The sequence below is a fragment of the Candidatus Tisiphia endosymbiont of Beris chalybata genome, assembly GCF_964026555.1.
Lineage (GTDB): Bacteria > Pseudomonadota > Alphaproteobacteria > Rickettsiales > Rickettsiaceae > Tisiphia.
In genome coordinates this window covers 639,700-652,348 of sequence record NZ_OZ032159.1, presented here as the reverse complement: position 1 = coordinate 652,348, position 12,649 = coordinate 639,700, and the positions used below count along the sequence as shown (strand labels likewise).

At 34.3% G+C, this 12,649-nt stretch carries 13 protein-coding genes and 1 tRNA gene; 8 read left to right on the top strand and 6 right to left on the bottom strand.

From position 1 onward, the window contains the following. Nucleotides 1-11: 11 nt before the first annotated feature. Nucleotides 12-398: a rhodanese-like domain-containing protein gene (locus AAGD44_RS03170; protein ID WP_341764532.1), complete on the bottom strand. Its 387-nt coding sequence runs from the start codon at nt 396-398 to the stop codon at nt 12-14. 154 nt (nt 399-552) lie between these two features. On the opposite strand from AAGD44_RS03170, the gene AAGD44_RS03165 reads away from it, so the two are divergent. Further along, entirely contained in the window at nt 553-822 is a 270-nt protein-coding gene (locus AAGD44_RS03165; RefSeq protein WP_341764531.1) for a succinate dehydrogenase assembly factor 2, read from the top strand. Between the two features lie 12 nt (nt 823-834). Then, a complete protein-coding gene (gene mfd, locus AAGD44_RS03160; RefSeq protein WP_341764530.1) occupies nt 835-4,296 on the top strand; it encodes a transcription-repair coupling factor in 3,462 nt (1,153 codons plus the stop codon). Nucleotides 4,297-4,572: 276 nt separating this feature from the next. Here mfd and AAGD44_RS03155 read toward each other — a convergent pair. The 5 genes from AAGD44_RS03155 to pgeF all read right to left on the bottom strand — a co-directional run bounded on the left by AAGD44_RS03155 (nt 4,573) and on the right by pgeF (nt 8,370). Then, nucleotides 4,573-4,648 (bottom strand) — tRNA-Thr (locus AAGD44_RS03155). 339 nt (nt 4,649-4,987) lie between these two features. Beyond that, nucleotides 4,988-6,316, bottom strand: a complete 1,329-nt coding sequence (tolB, locus tag AAGD44_RS03150) for a Tol-Pal system beta propeller repeat protein TolB (RefSeq protein ID WP_341764665.1) — start codon at nt 6,314-6,316, stop codon at nt 4,988-4,990. A 216-nt stretch (nt 6,317-6,532) separates the two neighbouring features. Continuing rightward, nucleotides 6,533-6,682, bottom strand: coding sequence for a hypothetical protein (locus tag AAGD44_RS03145; RefSeq protein ID WP_341764529.1), 150 nt, complete (start codon nt 6,680-6,682; stop codon nt 6,533-6,535). A 36-nt stretch (nt 6,683-6,718) separates the two neighbouring features. After that, on the bottom strand, nt 6,719-7,249 hold the full coding sequence (locus AAGD44_RS03140) for a hypothetical protein (RefSeq protein ID WP_341764528.1): 531 nt from the start codon (nt 7,247-7,249) through the stop codon (nt 6,719-6,721). 302 nt (nt 7,250-7,551) lie between these two features. Further along, on the bottom strand, nt 7,552-8,370 hold the full coding sequence (gene pgeF, locus AAGD44_RS03135) for a peptidoglycan editing factor PgeF (protein WP_341764527.1): 819 nt from the start codon (nt 8,368-8,370) through the stop codon (nt 7,552-7,554). A gap of 1 nt (nt 8,371) precedes the next feature. On the opposite strand from pgeF, the gene AAGD44_RS03130 reads away from it, so the two are divergent. The 6 genes from AAGD44_RS03130 to AAGD44_RS03105 all read left to right on the top strand — a co-directional run bounded on the left by AAGD44_RS03130 (nt 8,372) and on the right by AAGD44_RS03105 (nt 12,646). After that, nucleotides 8,372-9,274, top strand: a complete 903-nt coding sequence (locus AAGD44_RS03130; RefSeq protein ID WP_410521006.1) for a glutamine synthetase — start codon at nt 8,372-8,374, stop codon at nt 9,272-9,274. After that, nucleotides 9,274-10,005 carry an SURF1 family protein gene (locus AAGD44_RS03125; protein WP_341764525.1) on the top strand — a complete coding sequence of 244 codons (732 nt, stop codon included), beginning with the start codon at nt 9,274-9,276 and terminating at the stop codon, nt 10,003-10,005. The genes AAGD44_RS03130 and AAGD44_RS03125 overlap by 1 nt, the downstream gene beginning before the upstream one ends. A gap of 156 nt (nt 10,006-10,161) precedes the next feature. Continuing rightward, entirely contained in the window at nt 10,162-10,623 is a 462-nt protein-coding gene (bcp, locus tag AAGD44_RS03120; protein ID WP_341764524.1) for a thioredoxin-dependent thiol peroxidase, read from the top strand. A 213-nt stretch (nt 10,624-10,836) separates the two neighbouring features. Beyond that, entirely contained in the window at nt 10,837-11,499 is a 663-nt protein-coding gene (locus tag AAGD44_RS03115) for an outer-membrane lipoprotein carrier protein LolA (RefSeq protein WP_341764523.1), read from the top strand. A gap of 159 nt (nt 11,500-11,658) precedes the next feature. Next, nucleotides 11,659-12,078, top strand: a complete 420-nt coding sequence (locus tag AAGD44_RS03110; protein ID WP_341764522.1) for a hypothetical protein — start codon at nt 11,659-11,661, stop codon at nt 12,076-12,078. A gap of 154 nt (nt 12,079-12,232) precedes the next feature. Continuing rightward, complete coding sequence (locus tag AAGD44_RS03105) at nt 12,233-12,646, top strand: hypothetical protein (RefSeq protein WP_341764521.1); 414 nt, start codon at nt 12,233-12,235, stop codon at nt 12,644-12,646. Nucleotides 12,647-12,649 lie beyond the last annotated feature (3 nt).

Genomic DNA, 12,649 nt, shown 5'->3' with positions numbered 1-12,649 from the left:
TTTACTGGTATTCACAGAACTTGCCAAGGTAAATTATTTCGTTGCCAACCAATTCCATTAATGCCTCCCTCAAATCCATCGATAATATTATAACAGTTAGTATAGCCTAAGCTACTAATCAAATTCGCTGCTTCATAGGATCTCCCGCCGGAGCGGCATAGAAACAATAGATTCGTTTCAACATTTTTAATATGTGACATAAGTTGGTTGGTAAAGTGATTATTTAATAACATATCCGGTAATAAGCGCCAGCTAAGAAATATCAACTGCTGCTTAGATAGCTGAGGAACGCCTACTGTTTGCCACTCATTGCTAGTTCTCACATCAATAATTATAGCTTTATTATCTATTGTTAACATCTCATAGGCTTTTAAGGAAGACATATTTTTGATGTTCATAGATTTAGTTTTGATTAATATTTTAACGTCTTATTCAAGGGGAATATTTCAGAGCAGCTGAATTGTATTTCTGCATTTACATTTTATATTTCATATTTGGCAATTGTCAAATTATCTAAAGGATATTATGATATTTTTTTTATAAAATTGTATTATGGCACCTCTTAGTAGAAATTCTTTAGCTAAAAAGCTACTATATCAGAGTAAAAATCGTGGTTGTAAAGAAACAGGTTTAATACTTAGTAAATTCGCGGCAATTTATCTTCCAACTATGGATCAAGAAAGCTTAAGAAATTTTGCTTTAATACTTGACCAGGATGATATAGATATCTATGACTGGATTACTAATAAAACTATTCCTCCACAGCATCTTAATTCTACCGTGATGTTGCAGCTACTGAGCTTTGATATAAATGACTTATAAATTTAATGAATAATGATAAAGCAGCCTTTACCCCTTACAGCCAAAAGTTTTTTTGCTCACGAACATTTTGTTCATAAGACAAATAGAAATGTTTTACTTATCTTTACCACTGAAGAGGAGGCAATAGAAAGTTACAGACAATTATTGTTTTTTAAGCATAAAAGTAACGCTACTAATATACCACCTAATTATTCAAATATATTATATTTTCCTAGTTTCGATACAATTCCCTATGATCGCATCTCACCTAATCAAAATATCCTATCCGAACGAGCAAATATCTTAAGCTATTTGGCGATAAACCCGGCAAGAAAACTGGTAGTTACTAATGCGGTAAATTTGCTTAGTAAATTACCCCCACCTGAATATTTAGCTGAATCTTTTCTAAAGCTACATTGTCAAATGAAATTAACCGCAGTGCAGCTTGCGGAATTTTTAGTACATAATAGCTTTACTAGAAGTGCTAGTAGCATTGATAGTGGGGAATTTTCGGTAAGGGGTGAGATCGTAGATATAGTATTGCCAGGCAATAAAGGTTATCGGATTAATTTTAGTTGGGATCATATAGAATCTATTAAAGAATTTGATATTAACAGCCAAATGTCTATTCATGAACACCAAGAGTTAGAGTTGCATCCGGCTAGTGAGGTAATATTAGATCCAGCCACTATAAATAACTTTAGAGATAATTATCTCAAAGCTTTTGGAGTGAACTATATTAATTTCCCTTTATATCAATCCATAATCGAAGGCAAAAAATTTCAAGGATATGAGCATTTATCTCCTTTATTTTATAATTCCGCTTATGGGTTAATAGATTACTTAAAGAATCCCCTGATTATTTATGATAATTTATCTGTACAGTCGATTCTTGAACATGAGAATAACTGTCTAGACCTTTACACTGCGCGTGTTGAGTCTAATAAGATTAAGTTAAATACTTTTTATCCAGCCCTGCCAACTAGCCAGCTTTATTATACTAGTGAACAGATTCGCAAGGGATTGGAACAAGAGGACAATATTTTAATAATTCCCCCAGATTCTGCCTATGAAAATTCTGCTTTTGCCTATCCATTAGAAACAATTACAGCAGTCAGTTTTATTGAAAATAAGACAGTATTTGAGAAACTATTTGAAATAATAGAAAAAAATAACACTAAAATACCAATAATTTTTTGTCAATCTAAAAGTAATATAGAGAGGTTTAAAAATATCATCAGTAATTATTCCAAGACTTCTTTAGAAATAGACAACATACAATCTGCGCAAAATAATGTAATAAATCTTATAGCGGTATCACTGAGCAAAGGATTCTATACAGAGAAATATTTATTTATTGCTGCTGGAGATCTTTTAGGAGAAAAAGCAGTAGGTACGCGACAGCAGTCGCCTAGGCGTAAGTTAAAAAACATTTTAATGGAACTAGATAATCTAAGTGAAGGAGAATTAATTGTCCATAAGGAGCATGGGATAGGGAAGTTTCTTAATGTAGAAACGTTAAATATTAAAGATAAAGCCCATGATTTTTTGAAAATCCTATACGATAATAATGACAAATTATATATTCCTGTTGAAAATATTGATGTAATCAAAAAGTATGGTAGTAATGAAGGGGAATTATCCAAGTTAGGCAGCGTTACCTGGCAAAGGAATAAAGCGAAATTAAAAAACCGCATTACTGAGATTGCCGGTCAATTATTAGAAATTACCGCTAAAAGAAAATTAGCGACAATTAACCCGGCAGAATTTGATTCCGAAGAATATGAGAATTTTTGTCGTAGATTTAAATATACCGAAACTGAAGATCAACTAAATGCTATCAATGATATAAAAAAAGATTTTGATTCCGGGCTACTAATGGACAGGCTTATTTGTGGGGATGTGGGTTTTGGTAAAACTGAAGTAGCTATACGAGCTGCTTATATGATAGTGAAATCTTCTAATTATGGGGTATATAATGAATTTCAACAATATAATGCCCCGCAAGTAGCTATTGTAGTTCCTACTACTATTCTTTGCAAACAACATTATTTAAGGTTTCTCAAAAGGTTTAAAGATTTAAGTTTAAATATTGTACAATTATCCAGCTTAGTTACCATTAGTGAAGCTAAAATCATTAAGGGGCAAATTAAGTCTGGTTCTGCCCATATCATCATTGGCACCCATGCCTTGCTTACTAAAAATATAGAATTTAGTAATCTTAGATTATTGATAATTGATGAAGAGCAGCATTTCGGGGTCAGCCAAAAAGAGCATTTAAAAAAATTAAGAGCAAAAATGCATGTGCTATCTCTTTCGGCGACCCCAATTCCTCGGACTCTACAGATGTCAATGGTAGGGCTTAAGGATCTTAGTATTATTTCTACTCCTCCAAGTGATAGGCTAGAAGTCAGAACAATAGTCATGCCATTTGATCAAGTAATTATTAGAGATGCTTTACTGAAAGAACGTTTTCGTGGGGGTAGAAGTTTTTATGTAGTACCTAGGATTAAGGATATAAGTGAAGTGGAAGCATATTTACAAGCAATAGTGCCTGAATTAAAATATAAAGTAGCACATGGTCAGATGCATGTGGCCAAGGTGGATGGGGTGATGAGCGAGTTTTGGGATGGTAAGTTTGATATACTGGTGGCTACCACTATAATTGAATCAGGGATCGATATTGCTGAAGCAAATACTATGATTATTCATAAAGCTGATAGTTTAGGCTTAAGTCAACTGTATCAATTACGCGGGAGAATAGGAAGGAGTAAAGTAAGGGGTTATGCTTATTTAACTCTAGCAAATTATAAAAAAATGACTGTTACTTCAATAAAACGTTTAGAAATAATGCAAAATAGTTGCGCTCTTGGTTCTGGTTTTATCATTGCAAGCCATGATATGGATTTACGTGGTTTTGGTAATTTAGTAGGAGAAGAACAATCGGGGCAAATCAAAGAAGTCGGAGTTGAGCTTTATCAAGAAATGTTGGATGAGCAAATATCCGCATTGCAAATAGCCACATTGCAAAAAGAAGCTATAGACCAACCTAAAGATTTCGTACCGGTGATTAATCTAGGGCTGCCAGTCTTTATTCCAGATTATTATATTTCTGACTCAGCGCTTAAGCTGAATATATATAGGCGAGTAGGGAGCCTAAACTCGGAGATAGAAATTGAAAATTTTCAGGACGAAATGGTCGACCGTTTTGGCGCTCTCCCGCAAGAATTTATTAATTTACTTAATATTGTTAAAATAAAATATAAATGCAAGCAACTGAATATTGAGACCTTAGATTCAGGGGATCGAGGATTTGTTCTCAAATTTTATAAAGAATCGAATGTAGCAGGGCCAGTAAGCAAGTTTGTTATGCAATACCCCAGCCAAGTAAAATTAAAGCAGGGTGATAAGCTTATATTTACCAAAAACTTAATAGATCAAGATATTATGAAAGAGACGAATGATTTACTGCAGAAATTGATGGAGTGTTTTTAATAGTAGATTGCTTGAAAAATTCGCATCGAGTAAGGAATTTGTAGAAGATACGGAACGCAAGGCCTGCAGCGTATAGCATAGGCCATTAAGGTGCGTACAAGAGTATTTTATCTTCAAGTATGCACGACGACGACTATGCGCTTCCCGCGTACTATCCTGCGTACTATCCTGTATATATCATAATGGCATAAGCTATATGTGAGGATTCGAGAACGAAAATCACGACGAAATCGACCATTAGATAGAAACCTCCACAGAATCTAGATGTTGTTGGTATGGTGCCGGTAAAGGGACTTGAACCCCCGACCTGCGCGTTACGAATGCGCTGCTCTACCAGCTGAGCTATACCGGCAAAATTATATTAATCAGGATGGATATACTCTAGGAACTTCAAGAATTGGCGTCGTCGTCGTGCCCTAAAGATCTGCGATGCTCACGTATACTACTCGTCTTTCAAAAATTGTTTTTTTATTTTATCATGGACTCACGTGCTCACGTACTGGCATGTACGCTGCGCGCGCTCACCATTTAAAATAAAACCCAATTCTTGAAGTACGAGCAGTATAATATATAGTACGCTGCGCTTCTGGACTTTGACACTCCTAGCTCTTCTTGAAGTTGATTCTATCGTATACCAACTCTTCAGTTACGAGCAGTATATATACTTTTTTTACTCACCAAAATTTATTAATTAATTTAATATTTTAGACCATTCGGGATCAGAAGCATCTTCAGGAGTCAGCATTTCCCGTTCATTATAACCAGTTAAATCAATAGAATAAATGCGGCTTCTGCCTGCTATTGGCCCTTTTGGAGGCCAACCTTTAGTAAACATAATAATTCTGCCATTAGGCCCCCAACATGCGCCTTCAACTAGGTAGCCGCTGGTGATAATTCTCTCGTTATTTTCTTCATTTAGAGCATGTGGTTTAATCACTCCAATAGTAAAACCTTCTGATGAAGTTATTTTAGTAAAAGCTATATAATCCCCTCTTGGTGACCAACTTGGGGCAGCATACACTCCTCCTCCAAAACTTATACGTTCTACATTAGATCCATCGGCATTCATTACATATAACTGCCTAGAACCACTCCGGTCAGAGTTAAATACTATTTTACTCCCATCAGGTGAGTAGCTAGGAGAAGTATTAATTACTTTTGCGCCAGTAGTTAATTGTCGAGTTGTTTTGCTATTCAAATCAATTTCAAAAATATGCGTAGCCCCCTTTTGAGCTATTGACATTATAGCGCTCTGGCCATTGGGAGAAAACCTAGGTGCAAATGACATACCAGGAAAATTACCTACTAGACTCTCTTTATTGCTCGTAAGGTCACGAACATACACATGCGGCTTGTGTTTATTGACATAAGCTAAATAGAGCAGCTTATCTGAAGCTGGTGAAAATCTGGGGGTAAGGACTAAATTTTTACCATCAGTAAGATATTTTTGGTTTGCTCCATCATAATCCATCATAGCTATTCTTTTAACTCTATTTAAATATGGACCATTTTCTGCGATATATGCTACCCTTGTATCAAAATAACCTTTATCCCCAGTAATTCTTTCATAGATTTTATCGGCTATTTTATGAGCTACCCTTCGCCATAAAGGTGCTGGTACTTCAAAAAATTCTCCTAATAGTTTTTTTTCTAAATTGGTATCCCAAAGTATAAAGCTAACTTTTAGTTTGCCGGAAGGTAACTGCAATATTTCACCATTCAGTACAAGAGAGGCGTTAATTTGCCGCCATGCAGCAAAAAGAGGTTTATGAGTTATTCCTATAACTTGTTCAATAAAAGCAGCAGCAGAAATAGGGCGAAACATGCCAGAAATTTTCAAGTCATTAGTTACGACGTTAATTATATCTTGAGCAATCACATGCTCTTTTTGTGCGTTTGCCTCAAACTGGTTGATTGCTATCGGGGTAGGGTCAACATGCCCGCGTTCTATAGATATAGTTTCTATAGCATAGCTATTAAAAGTGAAAATTAGCAAGACTACAGGCAATAAATATTTTATCACTATCAATGTTCTCTACTTAAAATTAATAATATACTCGTCTGATATGAATTTGCATGCGTCGTTGCTCAAATAGCTCGCCTATTATCTCTAGGCTCTACCATCGTGCCTAGCAGCAAAATCATCGGAAGGGGAGTATAGACTTATTGCATAAGCTAATTCTGGCTAAGAAAATGATGGCTCTAGCAGAACAAAAGTGTATATACTCTAGGAACTTCAAGAATTGGCGTCGTTGCGCTCTAAAGATCGAGGCTCCTTGCATACTAATATGTACGCTCCGGTGCTCGACTTTGGCCCTCCTGGCTTCTTCTTGAAGTTGATTCTATCGTCTACCAACTCTTCAGGTGCAAGCAGTATATATATCATAATACTAAGAGAACTACAATAGACTTCCTGCATAAGTTAATCAAGGTGCGAAGCTGCCCCTCCTAACTCATGTGATTTTTCCTCGCCTGCAAATGGGATTAAGGAGTAAGACAAAGTGAAATTATCGTCGAGGTTTTGTGGATAAGAGGTAGAAGGAGCAATATTTGTAGCTTTTGACATATCATGATTCGCAACAACTTGACCAAACTTCTGCCAAATCTCCTTTAAAGTAGCGACTTCTTCCGCCTGTAAACCTGAACATTTTAATTTAGTAATTTTTCCATTATCTAAGATATTTTTGGCTAATTCAAGGTAATTTCCTCTGTCATGTTTTTCAGGCTGCACAACCAATGTTAATAAAGCTTCATTTTTTTTTGGATCCTGGGATACTTTTATATACTGTTCATCGCAACCAAATTGAACAGAATCAGGTATTGGGCTTTTGAAGGGAGAATTTAAGTCGTGTAATATGCCTTGGAGGAAGCGCTCTTCATTTACAGCCTTTCTCTTTGGAAGAGGAAGTGATTTTTCAGCTTCTATTCTCTGTGCTCTTAGGAGATAAGGCATAATTATTACTCCTTGCTTTAATAATTATTACATTGTTTTAAGTATATACTACTCGTCTTTCAAAAATTGTTTTTTTTATTTTATCATGGACTCACGTGCTCACGTACTGGCATGTACGCTGCGCGCGCTCGCCATTTAAAATAAAATCCAATTCTTGAAGTACGAGCAGTATACACTTTTTAAATTTTGCAATCTAAAGTAGCATATGCCAAAAAAACTGTCAATAAAAATTATTTTTTTATGATAATTTTAGAGATGAAAGGGATTAAGTCTACTATTATAAGTAGAAAAACGCTAAGAATTTATGGTTTGATAATGGTAGATAATATAGCGCTATTGTATAATTCTCCTGTATGATAACAACGTCTGTAGCTTGGATATTTATATATACTGGAATCTAACGGTTCTGTTGTAGTATGGTTTAGCTCCTCACTATTACTATCAATCGCTTTGCTCAACTGAGTAGTATAAGTATCTTCTGCTATCTTATGGATATTATGAACACCTGCTTCTTGTAATTGTAGTTCTACGTATGCAGGTAGATCAAACATATAATGTTTTTCTCGATGTGAAGGAATAAAGAATTTTACATAAATCTCTCTCTCGTCTACGAAACTATTATAAAATTCCTCATTTACTTCATAAGAATATTGTTGAATACTAGGGCCAATAATCGCGCAAATATCCTTAGCACCTTTAGCCTGCATTATAGTGACGATATTAGCTACTATACCTGCTTTACTACCCTGCCATCCACAATGCGCGGCCCCTATTAGGCTTCCGTCGCTACTTGCTAAAAGAATTGGCACACAATCAGCAGTTTGTATTGCTAGTACTAAATTATTTTTAGAAGTAATGACGCCGTCCCCCTCTAAATCCGTAGTAAAATCATTAATTAAATCAGCATCAATAATTTTAGTGCCATGTACTTGTTTTAAGATTACTATATTTTGAGCCTGGCAATAATTAACTATTGCTTTTCGGTTATTGTGGATAACTTCTAGAGAATTAGGAAGCAGAGAATAGGGCCCCATATTTTTTTTATTATAAATATGACTTGAACCCTTGAAGCTTAGGTCAAAAATTTTATAATAAACTTTATTTGTTATAAGCACATTCATGATGATTTTTCCCCTACAAGATTTTATAGATAAATTATCAGATCATTTGAGGAAATACAATGCATTAGAAAAATTAATGCACGAGTTACAAATAGATTATGGCTTAATAGCGTGTATAGGGGTGGAAATAGAATTTTACTTAAGTAATAATGTAGATCTATGCCAATTTGAGCATCTTCTAGGTATGAAACTTATTAAGGAAAAAGGCAAAAACCAATTTGAAGTTAATTTGCCTCCGACAACTAATATAATTAATTATATAGAAGATATTAATAAGGTGCGGTATAAAATAACAATGGTAGCAAATCAATTGCAAAGCAAGGTAAATTTTAGGGCTAAACCATTCCTTGATGATTATGGTAGCAGTATGCATTTCCACCTTAATTTTATTGATACTAGTGCTACTCATATCAATCATGAGTTCCTAAATAAGGTAGCGTCAAGTATTGGGCATTATATGATTGAGACTTTTCTGGTGTTCATGTCATATGAGGAGGATTATTTACGGCTAGATAAAAATTTCATGGCTCCAATTAATGTATCATTTGGTAATAATAATAGAACCGTTGCTCTGCGCATCCCTGCTTCTTATCCTAAACGATTAGAGCATAGAATAGCTAATCCCTTAACTAATATTTATCTAGCAATTTTTACAATTTTAAACTCTATATACTTAGGACTGAAAAGCCCTAGGGAAATTAACAACCTACCCAAGATCTATGGTAATGCTTTCGATGAACAGTATAATTTACTGCCATTACCTAAAACATTAGCAGACGCACTAAAATTATTTAAATTAGAATTTTTTATTCCAGATTATCAACGCGAATTAATGTCATTTGATCGTAGACAAAGCAAACTTGTTACTTTAGAATCCTTGCTAGAAATAATGAAGAAATTATAGTGCCAAAAACTTTAACTTTAAGTAAAGGTAAAATACAACTATTCCCGGTATTAATAGCTATATTAATTTTTGTAATACTAGTGTCACTAGGTATTTGGCAAGTTAGCCGACTTAAGGAAAAACAATTATTTTTGAACTTAATAAATAACAATTTAAATAATGCTCCTATTGATATAAAAACACTTAGTGGAGATAAATATTATGCGAAAGTAGCAGTCAGGGGGCAATTTTTACTAGATAAAAATCTTCATCTGTATGGGCGTAGGGCGATGTCTGCCGAGAAAGATGGGTATTATTTGGTCAGTCCATTTAAGACAGATGATAATAAAATAATTTTAGTTACGCGAGGATGGTTTGGTAGTAGTCACAAACATAATATTGATAAAATATTAGATAGCAGCTCTATTAATCAAATTATCGGGGTAATACTGCCAGGGGAGCAAAAAAGGCTTTTTATATTTGATAACGATATTAAAAATAATATCTGGTTTACTTTAGATATAAAGGAGGCCTCTAATATCTTAGGTTTAAAGCTAGAAGAATTTTATCTGCTTATGGATAATGTTGCTGTGGGGCAAGAAGATATTTTAAAGCCCTTAAAAATCGAAAATTTATTGCATATTAAAAATGATCATTTGGAATATGCTATTACTTGGTTTGCGTTAGCAGTAGCATTTGCAATAATTTTCATTATGGCTTATAGCCCGCGGTATTTAGCTGGTGACACTTGATTTTGCAGGCTTCGGTTGTGCTCACGTATTCTCTATACGCTGCGCAACCTTACCTTTAAATTCAAGTGCCACCAGCTAAATCACTTTGGCTATATTGGCGGAAAGAGGGTAAGATTTAAAATTAACTAATCAATATTTATTAAGAGGATAATTAGAATGTTAAAAATAGGGGATAATGCTCCAGATTTTACTATGTTAGTGGGAGAAAATAATAATATTAGTTTATCGAAGTTGGCAGGCAAGTTTGTGGTATTATATTTTTACCCTAAGGATGATACCCCTGGGTGCACCGTTGAAGCAAGAGGCTTTAGTCAACTTAAGTTAGCATTTGAAAAACTGAATACGATAATCATAGGAGTGTCCAAGGATGATTTAAATGCTCATGATAAATTTAAAAAGAAATATTCGCTAGAATTTGATCTAGCTTCAGATTTTAATTCTAACACATGTGAAAATTATGGAGTTTGGGAAGAAAAATCGATATTTGGTAAGAAATATATGAGCATAGGGAGGACAACTTTTCTAATAGATACCGAAGGAAAAATTGCTCATATCTGGCGGAAAGTGCAAGTTAAAGGACATGCAGAAGAGGTATTAAAGCAGATAGAGAATTTATAAACCTCTGATATGAATTTGCATGCGTCGTTGCTCAAATAGCTTGCCTATTATCTATAGGCTCTACCATCGCTTTAGCTCGCAAAATCATCGAAAGAGGAATATAGCTAATGCTATCGCATCGCAATTTAGAGTGTTGCAATTTAGCTCTATAAACTATTCTCCCTGTTAAGTATGGGAATTGGTATAATTAATATAATCTCTTAAAAGGTACAAATGAAAAGCTGGGTAAAACAAGTTATTGTCGTGTTATATTTTTTACTCACAATAACTAATGTTAATGCCATCCAATATCAAGGAGAAAACAGTAAGAGCGCTATTACGCAGCTTAAAGGATATTTGCGCACAATAGATTCTATAGCGGTAGATTTTCTTCAAGAAGATTTACAGGGGAATAGGGTAGAAGGTAAATTATTAATCAATAAACCTTATAGGTTTCGTTGTAATTATTATGCTCCTTTTCCTCTACTGGTGATCGGCAATAGTAATTATGTGGCAGTGTATGATTATGATATGAAATATGTGACGCGTATTAAAGCGCAAGAAAATATATTTAATTTTCTGTTAGAAGATAGTGAAGATTTGGAGAAATATTTTAAATTTGAATCAGCAAAAAATTATGCGGATATTTTTACGATCACTATTTATCATAATTTAACAGAAAAACGTAGCCAGATTATTTTTAATAAAGGGACAGGCCAGATACAAACCCTAAAAATATTTGAAGGGGACAACATTATTACTATAACATTTAATCACATTGTTAAAGTAAAAAAATTTGATGAGGATTTATTTAAGCTAAAAAACCCTGATATATTTGGGGCACCAAAGAGGTTAACCAAAAGTGATATTGAAAAGAAATACATTATAGGTAACTAGGTCTTGTGAAGGTTTCTATGTAATTAGCCGATAAGAGGGGAGGACTATAATTATTCTAGGTTGAAAACATTATAGCTATTTACTTTATTACGCGAAAGTGATATTATTTGTATGAATAGCTTTTAAAGTACTCAATAAATTAATAATTATAGTGAAAGAATGTATCCCCGCATATTAGGTGTAGTCAATATTACAAGTAAATCAGATAATGGCCAGGATTTACCCTCTGCCAGTGCCAACCATAATACTGATACTAATCCTATAGATTTTTTTGCTATAATGGCAAGTACTGTATTGGGTGTAACAATGTTATTGGGAGGGTGCGTTGTAATATTAGGGGTTATACTTAAAGATTCATATACTCAATATTGTCAAAATAAAGCTATTAACAATAGTAATCTTGTAGCGCAGGTAAGAGAGAGTGAAGTAATAGTAAATACCCAAGAGCTAAGAGCTGTGCAACCATCAAATAGCCTTATTCCTCTTTTAAGTCAAAATGAAAATCATAAACAATATAACAGTACCTTGCATATTATAGGGGAGGGCATAGACTCAACTCATGCAGAAAGCACTATATAATATTAGCAGGGTAGTATATTAGTAAATTTATCACTATTTTCTTAATATTTAGTAAAAATTATCTCATCTTAATATTACAAAAGTAAAAATTCTTGATAAGGAGAGTAGATTATAGCACGATTGTTATAATAAATTAATAGGTATTAAATAAGTCATGGCCGAAGAAAAAAAAACTATTGCAGCGAAAATCAAAGAATTCGGTAACTTAGTTAAAGATTCTCTCAAAGATACATGGAAAAACCATAAAGGAAAAGTTCTTGTTGGATTAGGAGTGGCCCTTACTTTTGCTCCTTTAACGTCTGGAGCGACGATAGGCCTTTGGGCTTTATTTGTTGGTGGAAAAACTGTAATCGATGTAGGTAAAGGCTACCATAAAAATTATACCAATTCTAGAGAGGCGAGAACTGCTGATACTAGCGTGCCTCCGCAGGAACCCAAGGTGGAGTTAGGAAAATCAGTAGCAGTTGCAGCGTCTAAACATGCTCAGCAGCAGCCGATGTCGCCAACAGAAACTCCTCCAGCAAGTCCCAAAAATCAAAAAATAGCTCGAAGGCATAGTGTGTTGTAGTCG

Excerpts from the sequence above, each read along its gene's own strand:
- AAGD44_RS03110 (WP_341764522.1), top strand. The coding sequence starts at position 11,659 with ATGTATCCCCGCATATTAGGTGTAGTCAATATTACAAGTAAATCAGAT.
- AAGD44_RS03145 (WP_341764529.1), bottom strand. The coding sequence starts at position 6,682 with ATGATATATATACTGCTTGCACCTGAAGAGTTGGTAGACGATAGAATC.
- AAGD44_RS03165 (WP_341764531.1), top strand. The coding sequence starts at position 553 with ATGGCACCTCTTAGTAGAAATTCTTTAGCTAAAAAGCTACTATATCAG.
- mfd (WP_341764530.1), top strand. The coding sequence starts at position 835 with ATGATAAAGCAGCCTTTACCCCTTACAGCCAAAAGTTTTTTTGCTCAC.
- bcp (WP_341764524.1), top strand. The coding sequence starts at position 10,162 with ATGTTAAAAATAGGGGATAATGCTCCAGATTTTACTATGTTAGTGGGA.
- AAGD44_RS03105 (WP_341764521.1), top strand. The coding sequence starts at position 12,233 with ATGGCCGAAGAAAAAAAAACTATTGCAGCGAAAATCAAAGAATTCGGT.
- pgeF (WP_341764527.1), bottom strand. The coding sequence starts at position 8,370 with ATGAATGTGCTTATAACAAATAAAGTTTATTATAAAATTTTTGACCTA.
- AAGD44_RS03115 (WP_341764523.1), top strand. The coding sequence starts at position 10,837 with ATGAAAAGCTGGGTAAAACAAGTTATTGTCGTGTTATATTTTTTACTC.
- AAGD44_RS03140 (WP_341764528.1), bottom strand. The coding sequence starts at position 7,249 with ATGCCTTATCTCCTAAGAGCACAGAGAATAGAAGCTGAAAAATCACTT.
- AAGD44_RS03170 (WP_341764532.1), bottom strand. The coding sequence starts at position 398 with ATGAACATCAAAAATATGTCTTCCTTAAAAGCCTATGAGATGTTAACA.
- AAGD44_RS03130 (WP_410521006.1), top strand. The coding sequence starts at position 8,372 with ATGATTTTTCCCCTACAAGATTTTATAGATAAATTATCAGATCATTTG.